At 68.8% G+C, this 17630-nt stretch carries 18 protein-coding genes and 2 pseudogenes; 6 read left to right on the forward strand and 14 right to left on the reverse strand.

The window, feature by feature from the left end:
- Nucleotides 1-204: 204 nt before the first annotated feature.
- The 3 genes and pseudogenes from fmdA to L7D48_RS03270 all read right to left on the reverse strand — a co-directional run.
- Nucleotides 205-1449: a formamidase gene (fmdA, locus tag L7D48_RS03265; RefSeq protein ID WP_237877186.1), complete on the reverse strand. Its 1245-nt coding sequence runs from the start codon at nucleotides 1447-1449 to the stop codon at nucleotides 205-207.
- A 20-nt stretch (nucleotides 1450-1469) separates the two neighbouring features.
- On the reverse strand, nucleotides 1470-1751 hold the full coding sequence (locus tag L7D48_RS29525) for an FmdB family zinc ribbon protein (protein WP_374490852.1): 282 nt from the start codon (nucleotides 1749-1751) through the stop codon (nucleotides 1470-1472).
- A 535-nt stretch (nucleotides 1752-2286) separates the two neighbouring features.
- Nucleotides 2287-2841: pseudogene (locus tag L7D48_RS03270) on the reverse strand (hypothetical protein); the annotation flags it as partial.
- A gap of 606 nt (nucleotides 2842-3447) precedes the next feature.
- Here L7D48_RS03270 and L7D48_RS03275 point away from each other — a divergent pair.
- Nucleotides 3448-4047: a transposase gene (locus tag L7D48_RS03275; protein WP_237877188.1), complete on the forward strand. Its 600-nt coding sequence runs from the start codon at nucleotides 3448-3450 to the stop codon at nucleotides 4045-4047.
- Between the two features lie 52 nt (nucleotides 4048-4099).
- Here the strand turns inward: L7D48_RS03275 and L7D48_RS03280 are convergent, their stop codons facing one another.
- The gene (locus L7D48_RS03280; protein ID WP_237877190.1) at nucleotides 4100-4525 is read right to left on the reverse strand and encodes a hypothetical protein; all 426 of its coding nucleotides are present in this window, start codon (nucleotides 4523-4525) and stop codon (nucleotides 4100-4102) included.
- Between the two features lie 348 nt (nucleotides 4526-4873).
- Between L7D48_RS03280 and L7D48_RS03285 the strand changes: the two genes are divergently transcribed.
- Nucleotides 4874-5659 (forward strand): aminoglycoside adenylyltransferase family protein, encoded by a 786-nt coding sequence (locus tag L7D48_RS03285; protein WP_237877192.1) that lies wholly within the window; start codon nucleotides 4874-4876, stop codon nucleotides 5657-5659.
- Between the two features lie 304 nt (nucleotides 5660-5963).
- On the opposite strand, the pseudogene L7D48_RS03290 reads toward L7D48_RS03285, so the two are convergent.
- The 3 genes and pseudogenes from L7D48_RS03290 to L7D48_RS03300 form a co-directional block, all read right to left on the reverse strand.
- A pseudogene (locus tag L7D48_RS03290) lies at nucleotides 5964-6697 on the reverse strand (IS5 family transposase); the annotation flags it as partial.
- A 101-nt stretch (nucleotides 6698-6798) separates the two neighbouring features.
- Nucleotides 6799-7530 carry a hypothetical protein gene (locus L7D48_RS03295; RefSeq protein WP_237877193.1) on the reverse strand — a complete coding sequence of 244 codons (732 nt, stop codon included), beginning with the start codon at nucleotides 7528-7530 and terminating at the stop codon, nucleotides 6799-6801.
- A 421-nt stretch (nucleotides 7531-7951) separates the two neighbouring features.
- Nucleotides 7952-8131, reverse strand: a complete 180-nt coding sequence (locus L7D48_RS03300; RefSeq protein ID WP_237877195.1) for a hypothetical protein — start codon at nucleotides 8129-8131, stop codon at nucleotides 7952-7954.
- A gap of 183 nt (nucleotides 8132-8314) precedes the next feature.
- Here L7D48_RS03300 and L7D48_RS03305 point away from each other — a divergent pair, with 183 nt between their 5' ends.
- Both L7D48_RS03305 and L7D48_RS03310 read left to right on the forward strand, forming a co-directional pair.
- Nucleotides 8315-8749, forward strand: coding sequence for a hypothetical protein (locus L7D48_RS03305; protein ID WP_237877198.1), 435 nt, complete (start codon nucleotides 8315-8317; stop codon nucleotides 8747-8749).
- A 10-nt stretch (nucleotides 8750-8759) separates the two neighbouring features.
- A complete protein-coding gene (locus L7D48_RS03310) occupies nucleotides 8760-9530 on the forward strand; it encodes a transposase (RefSeq protein WP_237877200.1) in 771 nt (256 codons plus the stop codon).
- A 294-nt stretch (nucleotides 9531-9824) separates the two neighbouring features.
- On the opposite strand, the gene L7D48_RS03315 is transcribed toward L7D48_RS03310, so the two are convergent.
- From L7D48_RS03315 to L7D48_RS03340, 6 genes are all read right to left on the reverse strand, one after another.
- Nucleotides 9825-10136, reverse strand: a complete 312-nt coding sequence (locus L7D48_RS03315; RefSeq protein WP_237877202.1) for a hypothetical protein — start codon at nucleotides 10134-10136, stop codon at nucleotides 9825-9827.
- A gap of 94 nt (nucleotides 10137-10230) precedes the next feature.
- Nucleotides 10231-10617, reverse strand: coding sequence for a fic family toxin-antitoxin system, toxin component (locus L7D48_RS03320; protein ID WP_237877204.1), 387 nt, complete (start codon nucleotides 10615-10617; stop codon nucleotides 10231-10233).
- Nucleotides 10614-10919, reverse strand: coding sequence for a DUF1778 domain-containing protein (locus L7D48_RS03325; RefSeq protein ID WP_237877206.1), 306 nt, complete (start codon nucleotides 10917-10919; stop codon nucleotides 10614-10616). The genes L7D48_RS03320 and L7D48_RS03325 overlap by 4 nt, the downstream gene beginning before the upstream one ends.
- Nucleotides 10920-11215: 296 nt before the next feature.
- Nucleotides 11216-12328, reverse strand: coding sequence for a terpene synthase family protein (locus L7D48_RS03330; protein WP_237877208.1), 1113 nt, complete (start codon nucleotides 12326-12328; stop codon nucleotides 11216-11218).
- A 166-nt stretch (nucleotides 12329-12494) separates the two neighbouring features.
- A complete protein-coding gene (locus L7D48_RS03335; RefSeq protein ID WP_237877210.1) occupies nucleotides 12495-13304 on the reverse strand; it encodes an ABC transporter permease in 810 nt (269 codons plus the stop codon).
- Complete coding sequence (locus tag L7D48_RS03340; protein ID WP_237877212.1) at nucleotides 13301-13906, reverse strand: ATP-binding cassette domain-containing protein; 606 nt, start codon at nucleotides 13904-13906, stop codon at nucleotides 13301-13303. Before L7D48_RS03340 ends, L7D48_RS03335 begins: the two co-directional genes overlap by 4 nt.
- A gap of 448 nt (nucleotides 13907-14354) precedes the next feature.
- Here L7D48_RS03340 and L7D48_RS03345 point away from each other — a divergent pair, with 448 nt between their 5' ends.
- Nucleotides 14355-15245 carry a hypothetical protein gene (locus tag L7D48_RS03345; protein ID WP_237877214.1) on the forward strand — a complete coding sequence of 297 codons (891 nt, stop codon included), beginning with the start codon at nucleotides 14355-14357 and terminating at the stop codon, nucleotides 15243-15245.
- A 551-nt stretch (nucleotides 15246-15796) separates the two neighbouring features.
- Nucleotides 15797-16081, forward strand: a complete 285-nt coding sequence (locus tag L7D48_RS03350) for a hypothetical protein (protein ID WP_237877216.1) — start codon at nucleotides 15797-15799, stop codon at nucleotides 16079-16081.
- Between the two features lie 246 nt (nucleotides 16082-16327).
- Here the strand turns inward: L7D48_RS03350 and L7D48_RS03355 are convergent.
- A partial coding sequence (locus tag L7D48_RS03355) for a chitinase (protein ID WP_237877218.1) occupies nucleotides 16328-17630 on the reverse strand: 1303 nt, incomplete at its 5' end.

Here is a 17630-nt window from a genome sequence, read left to right on the forward strand (position 1 = left end):
GACGCATGCGCGGGTCGGCTTCCGGACCACAACCCCGGACCGCGCCGGCTACGGTGCCCTCGTCCACTCGGCTCAGGTCGCCCGTCACGCCAGGTGCCGTCTGCGCGACGCACTCACCGAAGGAAGGCATGAGCAGCCGTCTGCTACGCCGCCATCGCCCGCAAACCCTGACCCCGCAACGGCACACCCGGCAGACCACTCTCGCTAGCTTGAGCGGGCGCAGCTTCCCCGATCGGCGCTCTGTGGCCCGTCGCCGGACGGGCGGATGTCGAAGTCGAAGATGGCGGTGGGCAGATAGAGCGTGGCGCAGGAGTTGGGGATGTCGACCACGCCGCTGAAACGGCCTTCGATCGGGGCGGCTCCGAGGAGCAGGTAGGCCTGCTCGGGTGAGTAGCCGAACTTGGTCAGGTACTCGATCGCGTTCAGGCAGGCCCGCCGATAGGCGACCTGTGAGTCGAGGTAGTGCTGGCGGCCGTCTTCGTCGACGGAGAAGCCGACGAAAGTGAGGAACTCGCTGTAGCGCGGCTCGACGTTGCCGGGGTAGAACACGGGGTTCGTCGTCACCCCGTAGGTTTGCATGCCGCCCTTGATGAGGTCGACGCCGAGATCGAGGTAGCCGCCCATCTCGATTGCGCCGCAGAAGGTGATCTCGCCGTCGCCCTGGCTGAAGTGCAGGTCACCGGCGGACAGTTTGCCACCCTCGACATACACCGGCAGGAAGATCCGGGCGCCGCGGGTGAGGTTCTTGATGTCCTGGTTGCCGCCGTTCTCACGTGGCGGCTGGGTTCGTGCCGCCTCCCGTGCGGCGCGTTCGAATGCGTCGCCTTCCAGCGTGCCGAGGATTGCCCCTTGCGGATCCGGCGGCAACGCGAGTGGGGGCACTCGGTCGGGATCGGTCGCGATGAGTTCGGCCTCCCGGGCGTTCCACTGACCGAGCAGGTCGTGCGACGGGGCGGTGCCGATGAGGCCTGGGTGGGTGATGCCGGTGAAGCGCACGCCGGGCAGGTGGCGGGAGGTCGCGATCTGCCCGTGGAAGTCCCAGACCGCCTTGTACGCGTCCGGGAAGTGCTCGGTGAGGAAACCGCCGCCGTTGGCCTTGGCGAAGATGCCCGTGTAGCCCCAGCCTTGGCCGGCGACCGGCCCGGTCTCCTGTGGGACGGGACCGATGTCGAGGATGTCGACCACCAGCAGGTCACCGGGCTGCGCACCCTCGACGGCGATCGGTCCGCTCAGAGGATGGACGATCGAGAGATCGAGGTCGCGGATGTCGTTGGCGGAGTCGTCGTTGTGCACCGTCCCGTCGAACCACTCCCGGCATTCGAGACGGAACTCGGTGCCGGGCCGAACGGTCGCCACCGGCGGGATGTCGGGGTGCCAGCGGTTGTGCGGCGGGACTGCCTGGTCGTAGAACGACCGGGACTGGTCGATGCTGAAGAGCACTTCGGGCATCTGCCGCTCCTTCCTGTGGGTCACGGCCTCGGGAGGCGTGCGTGCGGTGGGTTCGGCGGATGAGCATGACGACGGGGTGGTGCGGGCATGCGGTGTCGCACCGTCGGCTCGTGTGCGCTGGCCTCGGCGGCGTCGCGCGCCCGTCTCAGGGAGGAGCGGGGCGAGGTGATGGCGGGCGGGGTGTATACACGCGTCGCCGCTCCGCCGCATGTGGCGCACCTCGGCTCATGTACCGGGGCATCGATCGGACGGACGACCTCGAACACGCCGCACTGTCCGCACGCGTAGTCGTACCTCGCCATGTGAGAGCCTCCGCGTCACATTCGGGGCGGACCGGGGGCGTGATGGCGCTGGCTGGACTTCCCCACTGCCGCTGAAGCAGTTCGTGGTGGTTTGAGCGTAACGATCGTTCAACGGTGTAGCTGAACGACTCGGTGTGGGGTAACTCCATTGGATGTGATGGCGCGCAAATGGGGGTCGCGCTGTGTTCGACAGGTCCAACGGGGGTCGACGACCTTGTCGGTGGCCACTTTCAGTACGGTGAACAGAGCGGTGGTGCACTCCGAAATAGTCGTGGGCCCGCCTTTCGGGGATTCCGGGCCGCAGCGGCAGAATCGGGGCATTGCGAGCCGGTGCCTGGGGCCGAGGCTTCTCGTCGCAGCAGAACACGACGCATTCTCCGGGTGGGCGGAAACATCACCCCGCCGTGGTTACGCCGATCGCATCACTCACGACGTAGGACACATCTGATTGGTAGCCCTGTGTCCTGCATGGGTTGAGGGGGCAGGTCATGAGTGTGCGGGCCGGTGGGCAAGCTGCCGGTAGGTGTCATCGCCCCAGACAGTGCCGTGCCGCGGGCAGACCCTCCCCGGTCACCAGCGCTGCCAGTACGGCCGGAGGAGCTGTCTCGTTCGCCGCCACAGCGCGGCGGACCTCGGCGTGCGGATGCGCCGCGAGCCGTGTGGCCACATCCGGTGCGGCCCACAAGGCGAGCTCGGCGACGACCCGTACATCCGGGTCCGCCGCGAGCGTGTCCACCACATCGGACGGGAGGCCGGGGCAGGCCGCAAGCTTCTCCCGGCGCTCAGGGAGCGGGTCCGCCGCCAGGTGCCGCGCCCACTCCGGGTGTCCGGCGCCCTGGTCGAGCAGGGCGAGGGCGGCATCCGGCCGGGCAGAGGGATCGATGTCGGCGGCGGTCAGCCGCCCCTCGTACGCGAGCCGCATCACGCTCCCGCCGACGCGCTCGGCCAAGGCGACCGCCTGTGCGCGGCCGAGGTCCGCGCGGCAGGCGAGGTTCGCGGCGATGTCGTCGTCCGCGATGGATATCAGCCGGTCGACCAGTTCGGGTGACAGGGCCGGGTTGGAGGCGAGCCCGCACAGGATGTGATGCACGAAGGCATCCTGCCCGGAACGTGGAAGACGGGTGGGCGCCGGCCGCCCGGGGACACGCCGACAGCAGCCGCTGCCTCCTCACCGAGCAGCCCCTCGGAGATCTCACGCCAGAACAGTCTCTCGACCTCCCGCCGCGTCGAGGGCCGTCCCGGCGGCTTCATGGGCGACCGCCTCGTCAACTCCGTCATCCAATCCGCTGGTCGTCCCACAACGCACCTCTCTGATCAGGGGTGGTGCGAGGACTGGTTGAACCCAAGGTGGGCGGGGGCCTCCAGTGCGGTGTCTTCGCCCCACCGTGTCGGCTTTCTGTCGGCGGGCCAAACCCCCTGAATGAAGGCTGTGGTGGCAGGGGGGAGCGCGATGACAGCGCGCATAGGCATTTTCCGGAAGTGGAATGAGCTGATGAACCGTCTGTGCAGGAAAGCCGCTTCACCCGAACGGCCGATACGTTTTTCCTGTGGCGTGCTTGCCGTGGCGGTGGGTGTCTGACCGGTTCCCGCCGGTACTGACACGGCAGCTGTAGTCCTGGTGTCTGCGCTGGTCAGCTCTCTGCGGGGCCGGGCGGGGGCATGGGTACGGCCACCACGGTCGTGAACGTTCGCGGCGATGTTCCAGGAAGCGGTGGCCGTGGAGGTCACGGTAGCCCAAGCCGTCCGGGACCGGGTGTTCACAGCGGTGATGGACGCGATCGCGGGCTGTTTCGCGCGGCATGAGACGCGGGCGGTGGCGGAGACGAACGCCGGGCTGCTGGGAGGTGGACATCCGGAACTGCTGGACCCTGGCCCAGGCGCTGGGGCATCCCGGTCCGCGCCGGCCGCAGCACCTGTTGTAGAGCCGAGGTTCGACCGCGACCGGGCCAGGGGGGAGATCGCCCGTCTCCTCGTGCAGGAACCCGCAAGCCAGAATGTGGTGCTGGTCGCGGACGAGATCGGGAACGCGAAGTCCTCCACCGACTGCGTGGGAGATGGCCGCCAGTGCTCCGGCGCGCTCAAGGACGTGAGCCTGTGCCAGGTAGCCGTCCACCTCGCCGCCGTCACCCAGACCGCGAGGGTGGTGATCGACCGGGCTCTGTGTCTGCCGAAGGACTGGGCCGCTGACGAGGAACCCCGCGAGGCGGTCGGCATCCTGGAGGAGATCATGTTCGCGACCACACCAGGCCGCCACCACGGCTGCGGCACCGCTGTGCGTTCGGTCAGGGCCCGATGAAGGGCAGGACGGCGGCGGCCGGCTCGGCTGGAGCCGCCGGACCATACGCCGCTCAGTCGAGCGGAACGATGAGCTCTCGATGATGAACCGGGGACTGCGGGCATTCCCAGACAGGCTCCCCGGCGACGACGTGGGCCACCAGAGGGTGCGGGTGCCCAGGGCAGGGGGGAATCGGATCACCGCATGCGGCTTCGATGAGGTGGTCCTGCAGTTGGGAGGCGAGAGACATGACGGCCTCCGCACGGTCCACTCCCAGCGTGAAATGCGCCGCGAGGGTCTCCGGCTGCTCGGCTGAGCTGTCGGCGATGAACACGACCTCGGATTCGACGGCGGCCACGCCTTCCAGAAGAGCTTCCTCCGGCATCCTGAAGGGGGTGCGATCGACGGGTGCGATCTCCGTGACGTGCCAGGACTGACCGGACTGGCCCAAGCGGTCGAGGATCCCCTGGGCCAGCCGGCGGACTTCGTCTTCGGGCATTGTCCTATCGTGCACGAGCTCGCCAGAGTTCCGTACGCGCTGTTTCAGCGCTCTTCGGTATCCAGCCACACGGATCGGCGATACGTCGAACTCGTACCTGCTGCGCGCGGACAATCGCGTTCACCGCTTCCGCTTGATGCGGCCGGAGCTTGATATCAGCCATTCTTTCCTCTCTCCGCACGAGGGCCTTCTTGCGTGCGGTAACGGAGCTAACAATATATGAGGAGCGGGTGTTATGTACATAGGAAATTGCATGGCAAAGGCTTTAGTGCAGCGTCTGGAGCGTCTGTGTGCGTTGACGGGTGAATTCGGTTGCGGCTTCTTCGGCCGGCGGCTGATGCTGGAGCGATGGACCAGACCCGGGATGTTGTGGACTTGGTGAGTGACACTCTGGGGGCCGAGGTCATCGGCGTGTATCTTCACGGCTCCTCTGTGCTGGGTGGCCTGCGGCCGGCCAGCGACGTGGACGTTCTCGTCGTCTCCCGGCGACGGATGAAGGACCGGGAACGGCGGGTACTCCTCGCAGGGCTGCTCCAGATCTCCGGTATGGAAGCCGGGATGCGCCCGATCGAACTCACCGTCGTCTCCCAGCCCGACGTGCGTCCCTGGCGGTTTCCGCCGACCGGTGACTTTCTGTACGGCGAGTGGATGCGCGAGGAGTTCGAGGCCGGGGGAGTCCCACAACCGGTGCCGATGCCGGATCTGGCCCTGCTGGTGACGATGGTGCTGGCCGGCGACCACCCCCTTGTCGGCCAGCCCCCGGCCCAGGTCTTCGACCCCATCCCGCACGCGGACCTGGTACAGGCGAGTGTGGCGGGCATCCCCGAGCTGCTCGACGATCTGGACAGTGACACCCGCAACGTCGTGCTGACCCTTGCCCGTATCTGGACCACGCTCGCCACCGGCGATATCAAGCCGAAGAACACCGCCGCCGACTGGGTTCTCACCCGGCTCCCGCCAGAGCATCGCCCCGTCCTGGAACATGCCAGGAGGTTGTATCTCACGTGCCGATACTCCGAGGAAGTCTGGAGCGACGACCTGAAAGCAGGAGTACATCCGTATGCAGACCACGTACTGGCTGAAATCGGACGACTGTCACAAGAGTGTATTGATGGAATATCGGACCCTCTGTAGTTCCAGATACGGGCCGGTTCCTCGCTCTCCGGGGATGGTGTGTTTTCCCAGACTCTACATGCTGAATGCATCCCCACGCATCAGGAATCCGCCAACCCGACCGGCCCCACCCCTCCCCCCGTGGCTATGTCGTCTCAAGTGGATTGCAGGTTGAAGGCTTTCTTCTGGTTCTCTGGCCTACAGTGCTGCAAGGAGTGAAAAGGTAATCAAGTGGGTTTGGTCGGCAAATCAGTGCTATGACCTGCGAAGGTGCAGGAATTGAGACAAGCCTGCAATCTCGTTTAGACGAAATTTACAAGCCATCTCATTTGGCGAGTCGGCGGTAGCGGATGAGGGGGCAGGCGATGCTGGTGAAGGCCAGAAAGTGTTCGGCTTTGCGTTCGTAGCGGCGGTGGAGTCGACGGCAGCCGGCCGACCAGGACACCGTTCTCTCGACCACCCATCGGCGGCGGCCGAGTCGTTGTGAGGAGTCGACGCCCTTGCGGGCGATGCGGTGGCGGATGCCGCGAAGTCGAAGCCATCGCCGCAGGTGGTCGTAGTCGTAGCCCTTGTCGGCGTGCAGTTTCGCCGGACGCCGACGGCGTGGGCCCCGTCGGGAGCGGATGGGCGGGATACCGCGCACGAGCGGGACGAGGGCTTGGCTGTCGTGGGTGTTGGCTCCGGAGATACCGACCGAGAAGGGCAGACCATTCCGGTCGGTGATCAAGTGGGCCTTCGAGCCGTACTTGCCCCGATCGACAAGATTCAGGCCGGTCAGCTCCCCCTTTTCATCGCCCGCATGGTCACCGAGTTGATCGCGCAGCGGGTCCGATCCAGCTCGCCCCGGGCACCGAGCTCGTCCAGCACCAGGCGGTGCAGCCCGGCCCACGCCCGCGCCCGGCCCCACTCGGCGAACCGCCGGTGCGCGGTTGCCCCGGACGGACCGAACGACGCAGACGGCAACTGTTGCCAGGTACATCCCGAGGTGGTCACGGAGATGATCGCGGCCAGCACCTCCCGGTCACCGTGCCGGCGGCGGCCGCCGCCCCGCGGCCGCATCACCCAACCCGCCGGCATCCGGCACATCGCCGCCGGACTCGACCGCACCCTCCCGGCCATGGAACCCTGACCGGCCTACCGGCGGGCCAGCCGCAGGCAGGTCACTCTTCGCCGGTCAGGTGCGCAACCATCGTCTGCATCGCCCGGGCTGCGCGGATGCGCAGCGCCTGCGCGCTGTAGGCGTCGGGATCGGCGGTGATGCGGGCGTGGAGGACGACCGGGCCCTTGCGTGCCATGATCTCCGAAACCGGCCAGGGCCCTCGGGGAGCCTTTTGGCCCTGCGCGGTCTGGGAGGAGGTGGCCGACCAGGCCAGGATCTCGTCCACGCCGTCGATCCCGGCGTTGTCCATGTGGATGTCGTCGTAGCGCAGCGCGTCGCCGTAGTACCAGGTCCGGCACTGGTCCAAGGCGGCGCGCATGTCCGGGAGTTGGAGGCGGGCGGTGGACTGCCGCTCGTGCACGAGAACCATCGAATCAGCCTCGCTGATGATCGAACCCGATGGTCCCGAGCCGGGGGCCTCCACGTTGCGGACCCATCCCACCAGATCGGTGGATGGGTCGGGGTCCTGCTGCCAGCGGCAGTCCTCATCGGGCCGACCCATCGATATCTCGCTCAGGTCGTACTCGTAGTTGCCGTTCCGTCGCTGGAAATCCTTCCCCCACTGCTGCGGCGTGAGCGCCGTGCGCCGCGCGACCTGCTCGGCCTGAGCCGTTCCCACGGGCGGTTTCCAGCCCTCACCGCCGTCCCCGTGATCACTGTCGCTGCCGTTACCGCACGCGGTGAGGAGCAGCAACGTACACGAGGCGCCCAGCACGGCAGCCCGTCGAAACATCAATCTTCCCCCACTCGCTGATCTTCGGCATCCTGCCATATAAGGGGCCGACACACCTGACCGCCTTCTCCCTGAGCGCGCGGAGCGGCGCTGCGAGCCCAAGCGGTGACCGCCGGCGTCGGCCGCACCGGCAGCCGAGCGCTCTCCGTGGCTCCGTCACCGACCGGGTGGCCGACGCGACGACGGTGCCGGTACCGCTTGGGCAGCAGCGGACGGCTTGAGGACCCCGCCGCCGGCGCAGGCAGCCGGGGTGTGTCCGGGTGTTCGGGCAGACGCGGAAGGCCGCCGTATTGCCCGCTCAGCTTCCCGTGGCCGGTTCTTGGTTCTTACTCCGCCGGACAGAGGACGGGCTGCGCTGCGGTTCCGGCGCACCGCGGTACATCAGCGGCCGGCTGCGCGGGTGCCTCAGAGGCTGCTGTCGTTATCGGCGCTGCTCTGCTCGGCGGGCTTCGCTGCGCAGCCGGCCGATGTTGACGGCGATCGATGTGGCGACCACGAAGGGGATCACCCTCGACGGCCCGGCGGACCCGAAGAACGGCACCATCACGCAGGCGACCAGGGAGACCGCCAGCGCCGCCCACATGACCCACTCATGCTTCACCTTCGTCCCCACTGCCCCCATCCCCCAGACCACGTTCCTGCGGCCCCAGGCTTCACGGACCTGGCGTCCGCCGCCCTGTCGGCATACTCTCCGGCCCGGCCCGGTGAAACAAGCCCCCCTGCCCTAAGGGCTGTCCCGTATAACGCTGTGACCTGGGAGATCGACCGACGGTACTGTCGGCCGATGGAGCCTGAGAAGTCGAACGAGTGCCCGCTTCATGGTGCTGGGGTGAGCGCGCAGAGCTTGGTGGGTCGTCGGCTCGTGGAGGTCGTCGGCTCGTGGCATTTGTACGGCAGTGATGGCCTTGCAGGCCCGATGGATGTGTGGCTGATCGATGACCGGGGTGCCGTCACCCACCTCACGACCGGATCGGATGGGTGTCTGATCGTTGAGGCGTCGAAGCCGCACATCGGCTACGACATGGGCACCTCGGGGCGCGTCACAGTGGGGGCGATCGGTGAGCAGACGCCGTTCGCGGACCACATCGGGGAGGATGTTTTGGCGGTGCGGGAGGAACATGCGCCGAACACTGGGCGCGTCGCCCTGGAGCTCACGTTCCTCACGGGTCGGGTCCGTTGTGAGAGCTGGGCCGGGGACCTCCGGTTGACCTCGGTGTGATGATCTTGGCGTGACTGGTGTGATCACGGCGTCAGAGTCGTCTTTGATAGGCCCGTTCACTGGGCTCAGCCCGAGGCTGTTCCGGAAGCTGGTGACCATGCTGCGACGCGAAGGGGCAGACGCGAGACGCAGGGGCCGGCCGTGGAGCCTTCCGCTCGAGGACAGGGTGCTGCTGGTCGCCACCTACTGGCGAACGAACCTCACCATGCGCCAGCTCGGCCCTCTGTTCGGAGTGTCCAAGTCAGCGGCGGGCCGCATCATTGACCATCTAGGGCCGATACTCGCGCTCCAGCCGCGCAAGCGGTTCGCCAAGGGCACCGTGCTCATCGTGGACGGCACTCTCGTCCCGACCCGCGATCACACCGTGGCCGAGCGGTCGAAGAACTATCGGTATTCCACGAACCACCAGGTCGTGATCGACGCCGACAGCCGCCTGGTCGTGGTGGTTGGCCAGCCGCTTGCCGGCAACCGCAACGACTGCAAGGCGTGGGAGGAGTCTGGCGCCAAAGCTGCCGTCGGCAGGACGCTCACGATCGCCGATGGCGGCTATCCGGGCACGGGACTCGTGATCCCTCACCGTCACGAGCGCGGCCAGGCTGGACTCCCGGCCTGGAAGGAGGAACACAACCGCTCCCACAAGCAGGTTCGGGCCCGTGTCGAGCACGTCTTCGCCCGCATGAAGACCTGGAAGATCCTCCGCGACTGCCGACTCAAAGGCGACGGAGTCCACCACGCCATGCTCGGCATTGCCCGTTTACACAACCTCGCCTTGGCCGGATAGCGGCGAGCGCACGCGCCGCAACTGCCCTGCCCATCTCGACTCAAAGATCGGTTACGGGACAGCCCTTAGGTCGGCCAAGGCAGGACACCACCTCTTCCGGCCGCACCCACCCACGGCAACGAACTGCCGAAGCGGCCAGCCGCGCGGAGGCGCCGCATACACACAGGTGGCCGGCCTCCTGAGCCCAGGCGAGGACGGGCGGGGGACGGCGGCGGAGCACACCGGCACCGTCCTCGGCTCCGGTCCGCCCGCCCGGGCCGGGGCCATCCCAAGGCCGCGGGAGGGGGGAGTGCTTCAGAAGCCGACCATGGATTTGTCCAGCACTCCGCCCGGCGCACCGTGGACGCTGCACCGGGCGGAGTGCCCTGCCCTGCGGCGCAGGCCGAACCCCGCGGCGAAGCAGCAGGCGAAGAGCCCGCCGAGGACCGCGGCCACGGCCGGGCCGTAGACGACGTACACACCACAGGCGATGCCCGCCCACAGCAGGAGGGGCGCCAGCGGGCCGCGCAGCACCGCCCAGATCCGAAGCCGTACGGCGCCGGGCGGCAGGGCGCGTTCGTTCCACACCTCGATGTGGTTTCGGGTTCCGCGGTACTCCGGGTGCATCAGGCCGTTCCACCTCCGGCGTCCCCGGCGCGGCCGGCGGCCGGCGGCAGACAACCGGGAGGGCTCGCAGGGGGGCAGGGTATGGGCGCCAGGTTCAGGTGGTGGTCCAGGTGCGCAGTCGGCGGGCTATGCCGGCGACTCCGAGCGTGCCGGAGGCCGCGTCCCGTACCAGGGCGACGGCTTCCTTGGGCGGGTAGTCCAGTCGGTGGCCGTTCAGGGCGAGGAAAGCTTCGGTCGAGTGCCAGGCGAACGCCTCGTTCGAGTGTTCCAGGCAGGGGAGCTTGGCCAGGGTCTGCAGCAGCGCGCCGGCCTTGAGATGCGGTGAACCGTAGACCTCGTGGCCCAGGGCCTGGGCGCCGGTGCGGGCGACCGCCGCGTACAGCGGCCCCAGGTCGTCGACTTGGGGGTCACCGTCGAGGAGTTCGGCGGCGTGCAGCAGGAAGGGAACGTCCAGCCGGTGGGCCGGGTCGGGCTCGCTCACGCGGCGTCGCCCCGCCCCGGCCGCGCGTGCCGGCCCATCTCGTGCCGGGCGGCCCGTTCGGCGGCCCGCTGCTCGGCGGTGGGATCGCCGGCGCCGGGCTCGGCGGCGAACGCCGCGCCGCTGCGGGCCATCGACGCTCTGAAGGCGTCCAGGAACCGTCGCTCCACGGCGGTGGCGCGGTCGTAGGCGGCCGACAGGATGTACTCCTGCATGCTCACTCCCGCTTCCCGGGCGGCCGCCGCGATCGCGGCCCGCTGCTCCGGGTCGGGAAACCGCAGATTCATTGCCTTCGACTCCGACATGGCCCCCACGGTACCAGCGGTACCGGCAGTACCACACCATCGTCGGGACTACGGTCGCAGGACTCGGCCCCACCCCGGCACCGCTCGCGTGGCCCCGCCCGCGGCAGCCGTGCCGTTCCTGCAGTCCGACCCGCAACCCGGCCTTGTGCCGGGCTCCTGCCGGGCCGACCGCACCGCCTCGCCCGTGGCACGCACCCACCCTTCCGGCCTTGAGTCAAAGCCGCCAACCCGCACGCGAAGTCCCGCGATTCGGGTGCTCGCGTACGGGTTGCGGTGTCCTGTCACCTGGGCAAGGGTCAACAGTGGTCCCACCACCAGGAGGTGCTCGGGTAGGGCAGGGGGCCGGTGTTCGTGGTCGACAGCGAGGGCGCCCAGCAGGCGGGGGTCTTGACGACGTCTTCCAGAGCCATGCGTCCGGCGGGTGACGGGTTGTAGCGCGGCGCGCACAAGTTGGCTTCGGTGTTGGAGACGATGAAGTGGCCGAGCCGCTCGATGAGGTACTGCAGGGGTGGTTCGGCCGAGGGCATCAGTCGCTCGCGCAGGCGGAGGAAAAGGAGCATCAGGCGGTCGCGCGTCTCGATCGCAGCGGCGACGGCCTGCTCGAAGGAAATCCCACGGGCTGCTTGCAGGACGCTCACGAAATTCGGGGAAGTCTGGCCTTCTGTTTTCTCCTTGTGATAAGAGGCGATATCGTTTTCCACTGCGACGAGCAGAGTTGTGCACATGATCAGGGCCTGGACCGCCGGTGCGTTCCATTCCTCGTCCGGGATGGGGGCAGGCCCGCACATCTCGATCCATGAGGCATACACGGAGCTGCCGATGTCGTGCATGCGCACAGCGAGGTACTCGTCTTCGGTCGGTTCGTCCAGGTGAAGCTTGTGCACGCCGCTGGTGAGCAAGCACCGCAGACCGGTGGTCAGGCGGGCAATCTGTGTCGGTGTGCACTCCGCGCGCAGCTGTTCCATCACGTCGTGCACTGCCACTACATAAGGGTTATCGTTTCCTGTCACGCGGTATCCAGGAGATTCCAGAACATGCGTGATCCGGCCCACGAGACGGATGATCTCGCCGCGCCTGCTGGGCGCGTCCGCGTGATCGAGTACCTCGTCGTCGATGATGAGCGCCCACTCGATCATGCAGCCGATGCCGTGAAGCACTGCCTTGCTGGTCTCCTGGGTGGAGAACCTTCCGAGGCACCAGGCCAGAACATTTCCGCGGGATTGCTGGGCCGCGGGGCCCGGCTCCCTTGGAAAGAAGTCGTATGTCCCCTTCCACGCTTGGACCTGAGCCGCGACGTCTGCAGGGACGTGGGGGATCTCCGGCATCGGAGAGGGGTAGTAGAAGCGCGGCGCACTACCCGGCTGAGCCGGAATCCCGGACCGGCCCACCTCCGTTGTGCTGCTGCTCATGCGTGCTCCTTCGTCGGCGCGGCGTCCTGAGGGTGAGAGACGGAATGCTTGCTTACTGCGATCGGCCGGCGGCTGCTGACTCCGCTCGGCCGGGGGATGCGGCGGACGCCCTCAGCCATGGGAGTCCGCTGAAGGGGACTGACCGGCAGTCAGCGCCCGTTGGGCTTCAAGGGGCGCGGCGTTGCGCGACTCCGCGGTTCACGGGACGGGCTGATCGGGGCAGGGCGTTGCGGGTGCGGTGGTGGAAGGCCAGGAGGCCCAGGAGCGCGGAGGCGGTGAACCACAGCAGCTGCAGAGCGAGGTAGGCGGGCACGGAGGTGGTGGAGAAACCGGCTGCGGTGGCGGCTTGGACGGAGCCGTAGGTGGGCAGCAAGTGCGTCAGCGGGTTGTCGGCGCCGGCGCTGACCAGGGGGTTCTGCAGGGCGACGTCGATGACGCTGGTCATCACCAGGGCGAACATGCCCTCGACCTCACGGCGCAGCAGGGATCCCAGGATCACGCCCATGGCCCCGTAGGTCAGCGCGGCGCAGAACAGCGCGGCGGCGAGCAGGTGGGGCTGCTTCGGTGCCCAGGCGACGCACATGGCCGCGGTGGCGTAAGCGGCCAGGAGCGCGGACGCCAGGAGCAAAGAGACGGCCTTGGCCAGAACGAGATGGGTCCGGGGGTAGCCGGCCATGGCCAGCCGCCGGTCGAAGCGACCGCCGGTGAAGGCGGCGGCGAACATCATGAACCCGGTGACCAGGGTGACGGCGTTGAGGGCGCCGGTGATCTGCGTCAGCTCGTTTCCGGCCGGCGCCAGCCTCTCTCCGGTGGCGGTCAGTTGGAACGGAGTCCCCCTGTCGGGGATGGCGAGGTAGACCAAGCCGACCCAGGTGGGAATGAAGAAGACGACCAGCAGCATGGCGAACCGGTTGCGGGCATGCTCGATCAGGTCGTATCGGGTGGCTGTGGTGAACAGGCTCAGGCGTCCGCTCATGCCGCTGCCACCGTCTCCCGGCGCAACACGCCCGCCTCCAGGCGCCACAACTGATCGAGACGTTCACTGTCGTAGGCCAGGTGGGAGACCACCAGAACGGAACGGCCGGCGTCGCGCAACCGGGCGGCCAGTTCCCAGAACCGCTGGTAGGTGTCCCAGTCGAAACCCTGGTAGGGCTCGTCCAGCAGCAGAACCCGCGGATCGTGCATGAGCGCGAGCGTGAGGTTCAGCTTCTGCCGGGTCCCGCCGCTGAGCGCCCCGGCGCGCACATCGGCGTACTGAGAGAATCGCAGAGCCTCCATGGCCTCTTCGGCATGACGCAGGTCGGCCAGCGCGAAGGCCGTCTTGAAGAACTCCAGGTGCTGTCGGACGGTCAGGGCGTCGTTGAGGACCACCTCCTGCGGACAGTAGCCGAAACGCCCTCCGTGACGCACCGTGCCGCGATCCGCTCGCAGTTCACCGGCGAGGATCTTCAGGAGGGTCGTCTTGCCCGCGCCGTTCTCGCCGATGATCCCCGCCAGCACGCCGGGCCCGAGATCCAAGTCGACACCCCGCAGAACCACCTGCCGACGGTAGGCGTGATGTACACCCCTTATCTCCACCGCGCCGCCCCCAGCCCGTCCCGTGAGTACTCTCTCCCCGTCACTCCGCCGATTCGACGGCAGGGAAACGGCGAGATCCACAACCTTGCCGCCAAACCCCCTGAAACGGTGAAACGGCACCCGTGCAGTTCGATTGGCGCATGACCAGGGCGGTCTTCGAAGAGGTCCGGCTCAGTTGACTGGTCGGTGTCGTCGCCTGCCTGTGAACGGGTGCGGATCGCGGAGCGGGCGGCGGCGTCAGCGGCGTACCCGTCCAGTCGCCGCCGCTCGCACGCTGCCAGGCGACGGCCACGCCGACGCGGATGCCGGGCAGCTTGGCAGAGCGCTCCGCGGGCGACTGCTGCGCCGCCGAGCCCACGGCGCCCACCGCGCCGCCCACCACACCGCCTGCGGATTTGGCCGTTTCGGCACCTTCGACTTCCTCACGCGCGTCAGTAGCCTGTCGCGCGTGGGGACGAGTCGGTGGGACCGCGAACGCCAGGTGAACGAGAACGTCGCCAGGGCGGAGGAACTGCGCGCGCGGGGGCGCCCGCGGGAGGCCCGGGAGTTCGCGGATCGCGCCATCGCCGCCGCGGAGGCCATCGTCGCGCAGGACCCGGCCGACGCACAGGCCCGCTGGGTGCTGGCCGGACAGTTGTACAACCGCGCCTCCCTGCGCAGCGAGCTCAACGACTACGCGGCGGGCGCCGCCGACGCGTGGCGGTCCCTGACCCTCTACGAGCCCCTGGCCGCGGAGTCACCGCAGTACCTGCCCACCTGCGCGGACGCCAGGGCCCGCCTGGCCTGGATGCTGGCCAGCGCCGGCCCGGCCGACGTGGACATGGGTTCCCCCCGCGACCACGCGGCACAGGCCGTGGCGACCTACGAGCGACTCGTGGCGGACGACCCGGCCCTCCGCCCGGACCTGGCCCGCGTGCACTACCTGCACGCCGAGGTGCTGCGCCTCCTGGACGGTGAGGGCACACCCGAGTCCGTGGCCGCCTACGCGGCCTGCGTGCGCGAGTACCGGTCCCTCGGCCCGCTCACCGGCAACAGCCTGCGGCTGTGCGCGGACGGCGCCCTGCGCCTGGCTTACGGATACGCGGCCAACGACGCGCACACCGGCCAGCGGGACGCCGCCCGGGAGGCGATGGACCGGTTCGCGGAACTGCTCGCCCAGGGTGTCGGCGCCCACGCCCACTACGCCCGCGCCATCCTCCTGCTCTCCGATGCCCAGGCGGCGCTGGGCGACCCGGAGTGGGAGCAGTCCTGGGTCGACTTCGAGTACGTCCTCTCCCAACTGCCCGCCCCTCTGCCCGCCGACCTCGCCCCGTTCAAGGAGCAGCTCAAGCGCAGGTGACCTCCGCCTCCGTCCGGCTGGGCGGAGGCGGCACGGCGGAAGACCGACCCGACCCTCCCTTCCCGGCCGACGGCGGTTCCGTCCGGTGAGCAGGACGACGAACCAGGCGGGCGGAAGCGGACGCCGTGGCGCTTCCAGGCCGCCACTTCGTACAGGGCAGAGCGGTGCCGGAGTCGAGCCCGCCGGTCAGTTCGGGGCGCGCCGGCCACAAGGCGGGCTCTTCGGAATCGCCATGTGTCTCCCGGGGTCGCGGACACCGTCCCGCCTCCGCCGCGCCGGTCCCCGCGGTGCGGAGGATTTCGCCGTGTTTCCGACTGTCCCCGGCCGGCGGAACCGGGCAGTCTGTCCCCGTGTCGCCTCGGAGGCGGCACGTCCGTGCCCGCCCCGCGGAGGTGGGGACGGAGTCACAGCACCGGCGGGGAGCCGGTCACGACCAGCAGGAGGAGAACATGGCCATACCGGCGGTACGGCTCGCGTCGCGGCCCTTGTTCCGTGAAGGTCGGCGCCGCGGGCGCCTCGCCCGGCGGGCCGCCACCGGTTCCGTCCTGGCCTTGGCCACCGCGCTGCTCCTGGGCCTCTCCACGCCCGCCCATGCCGGGGGGCCTTACGTCTGGGCCCCGGCCGGCAGCATCGGCAAGCGGCTGACGATCTGTGCCCAGGACCTCGGAGTCAGGCACTCGAAGGGAGGGACGCCCTTCGCCCATCTGACGAGCGGGCAGACCTTCACCGTCGAGCACGTCGACCTGGAGTTCGGCAGCGAGTGGGTCTACGGCTTCGCCTGGGGCAACGTCAATGCCCGTGGCTACGTCCAGAACGGCTGGTTCTGCAACAGCTGACGGCATCGGCCGGCACGGCCGGCCCGCCGACTTCCGGAACCGGCCCGGCTCAGGCCGCACCTCTCTGCCGAGCCGGGCCGCGGAGGGGCGTCGGATGGGGGACACACTCCGGGAGAGCCATGTTCCGGCAAGCGGTTCGCCGGTCACCCCGGCCGATGCCCCGCGGCATGCTGCGGGCAGCCGACCCGCCCACGCACCACTGCCGCCGTACGAGTCAGCGGTTCCGTCCGAGGGCACCCCGGCCGCTCACGGCCCGAAGTGGCCTTCGAAGTTCCGCGAGAACTCCCAGCCGCCGAAGCGGTCCCAGTTGATCGACCACGTCATCAGTCCGCGCAGGTCGGGCCAGGTGCCGTGCGTCCGGTAGGTGCCGCAGGACGTGCCCTTGGTGAGGCAGTCCAGCGCCTTGGTGACCTCGGCGGGGCTGGTGTGCCCGCCACCGGCCTGGCTGGTCGCGGGCAGGCCGATCGCCACCTGCGAGGGCTTCAGCGGGGGGAAGACCTTGTCCGGGTCGCCCGCGACGGGGAAGCCCGTCAGCAGCATGTCGGTCATCGCGATGTGGAAGTCGGCGTTGCCCATGGTGTGGTACTGGCCGTCCAGCCCCATGATCGGACCGGAGTTGTAGTTCTGGACGTGCAGCAGCGTCAGGTCGTCGCGCAGGGCGTGGATGACCGGCAGGTACGCTCCGGCGCGCGGGTCCTGGCCGCCCCACCGCCCTGATCCGTAGTACTGGTGGCCCAACTGGACGAAGAAGGTCTCGGGGGCCATGGTGAGGGTGAAGTCCTCGCCGTAGCGGGCCTTGAGGGTCTTCAGCGCCGAGATCAGGTTGACGATGACCGGGCTCCTGGGGTTCTCGAAATCGGTGTCGCCGTCGTCCAGGGACAGGGAATGTCCCTCGAAGTCGATGTCGAGGCCGTCGAGGCCGTACTCGTCGATGATCGCCGCGACCGAGCGGACGAAGGCGTCGCGCGCGGCCGTGGTGGTGAGGCGGACCTGGCCGTTCTGACCCCCGATGGAGATCTGGACCTTCTTGCCCTCCGCCTGCTTGGCCTTGATCGCCTGTTTGAACTCCTCTTCCGTCTCCACGTTCGGGCACTCGCTCGGCGGGCAGAGCGTGAAGCGGATGTCACCGGAGGTGGTGGAGGTGGGCTCGCCGAAGGCGAGGTTGATGACGTCCCAGGTGTCGGGGACGTCGGCCATGCGCGTGTAGCCGGAGCCGTTGGCGAAGCTGGAGTGGAGGTAGCCGACGAGGGCGTGGCGTGGCAGACCGGTGCCGGGGTTGCCGCCGTCGTCGCCCCTGGGGCGGGTGGTGGCGGTGACGGGGGCGGACTTCGCCGACTCGCCGGCGCCGCTGACGGCGCTGACGCGGAACTCGTAGGAGGTGGCGGCGGCCAGTCCGGTGACGGTGGCCGAGGTGCCCTGCACCGACAGTGCCTTGGTCCCGTTCCGGTGGACGGTGTAGCCGGTGGCGCCGTCGACGGCGTTCCAGTTCAGGGTGACCGAGGAGGAGGTGGTGGCGCCGACGGTGGGTGTGCCGGGTGTGGCGGGGGGC

This window comes from Streptomyces sp. ICN903 (assembly GCF_022015835.1).
GTDB classification, from domain to species: Bacteria; Actinomycetota; Actinomycetes; order Streptomycetales; family Streptomycetaceae; genus Streptomyces; species Streptomyces fenghuangensis.

Excerpts from the sequence above, each read along its gene's own strand:
- L7D48_RS03305 (WP_237877198.1), top strand. The coding sequence starts at position 8,315 with ATGGAGCCTGAGAAGTCGAACGAGTGCCCGCTTCATGGTGCTGGGGTG.
- fmdA (WP_237877186.1), bottom strand. The coding sequence starts at position 1,449 with ATGCCCGAAGTGCTCTTCAGCATCGACCAGTCCCGGTCGTTCTACGAC.
- L7D48_RS03330 (WP_237877208.1), bottom strand. The coding sequence starts at position 12,328 with ATGAGCAGCAGCACAACGGAGGTGGGCCGGTCCGGGATTCCGGCTCAG.
- L7D48_RS03285 (WP_237877192.1), top strand. The coding sequence starts at position 4,874 with ATGGACCAGACCCGGGATGTTGTGGACTTGGTGAGTGACACTCTGGGG.
- L7D48_RS03315 (WP_237877202.1), bottom strand. The coding sequence starts at position 10,136 with ATGCACCCGGAGTACCGCGGAACCCGAAACCACATCGAGGTGTGGAAC.
- L7D48_RS03280 (WP_237877190.1), bottom strand. The coding sequence starts at position 4,525 with ATGCCCGAAGACGAAGTCCGCCGGCTGGCCCAGGGGATCCTCGACCGC.
- L7D48_RS03325 (WP_237877206.1), bottom strand. The coding sequence starts at position 10,919 with ATGTCGGAGTCGAAGGCAATGAATCTGCGGTTTCCCGACCCGGAGCAG.
- L7D48_RS29525 (WP_374490852.1), bottom strand. The coding sequence starts at position 1,751 with ATGGCGAGGTACGACTACGCGTGCGGACAGTGCGGCGTGTTCGAGGTC.
- L7D48_RS03335 (WP_237877210.1), bottom strand. The coding sequence starts at position 13,304 with ATGAGCGGACGCCTGAGCCTGTTCACCACAGCCACCCGATACGACCTG.
- L7D48_RS03295 (WP_237877193.1), bottom strand. The coding sequence starts at position 7,530 with ATGTTTCGACGGGCTGCCGTGCTGGGCGCCTCGTGTACGTTGCTGCTC.
- L7D48_RS03275 (WP_237877188.1), top strand. The coding sequence starts at position 3,448 with ATGTTCCAGGAAGCGGTGGCCGTGGAGGTCACGGTAGCCCAAGCCGTC.